The sequence below is a fragment of the Herbaspirillum lusitanum P6-12 genome (genome assembly GCF_000256565.1).
Classification (GTDB): domain Bacteria; phylum Pseudomonadota; class Gammaproteobacteria; order Burkholderiales; family Burkholderiaceae_D; genus Herbaspirillum; species Herbaspirillum lusitanum.
In genome coordinates this window covers 1-616 of the sequence record NZ_AJHH01000745.1, presented here as the reverse complement: position 1 = coordinate 616, position 616 = coordinate 1, and the positions used below count along the sequence as shown (strand labels likewise).

2 protein-coding genes are annotated in these 616 nt (G+C 66.1%); both read left to right on the top strand.

Going from position 1 to position 616, the window contains the following annotated elements; all coding sequences use genetic code 11:
- Positions 1 to 398, top strand: a 398-nt coding sequence (locus HLUSI_RS30505; protein WP_016836386.1) for an efflux RND transporter permease subunit, incomplete at its 5' end; no start/stop codon positions are given.
- Positions 399 to 410: 12 nt separating this feature from the next.
- The coding region (locus tag HLUSI_RS30500; protein WP_040503867.1) for an efflux RND transporter permease subunit at positions 411 to 616 on the top strand (206 nt) is incomplete at its 3' end.

Below are 616 nucleotides of genomic sequence, written 5' to 3'. Positions count from 1 at the left end.
ACGCCATCATGATGATCGACTTCGCGCTCGAGGCCGAACGCCACGAAGGCAAGTCGCCGCGTGACGCGATTTATCAAGCCTGCCTGTTGCGCTTCCGCCCGATCCTGATGACCACCATGGCGGCTCTGCTGGGCGCCTTGCCGCTCATGCTGGGCACGGGCGTCGGCTCCGAACTGCGCCAGCCGCTCGGCATCACCATGGTCGGCGGCCTGCTGGTGTCGCAGGTGCTGACGCTGTTCACCACGCCGGTGATCTATCTCGGTTTCGACAGCCTGGCCAAACGCATGCGCAAGCGCTTCGGCAAGGAAAAGCATCCGGGACATCCGGATGATGACGATGCGCCTTCGGCCAACGCGCCGCTGGTTCCGCCGACGCCGCCGGCACAGCCGCAAGCCTGACGCAGGGACAGCATGAATATTTCGCGTCCCTTCATTGAACGGCCCATCGCCACCACGCTGCTGACCATCGGCATCGCGCTGGCGGGCATGCTGGCGTTCAAGCTGTTGCCGGTGTCGCCGCTGCCGCAGGTCGATTACCCGACCATCTCGGTGTCTGCCTCGATGCCCGGCGCCAGCCCGGAGACCATGGCGGCGACCATCGCCACGCCGCTCGAGCG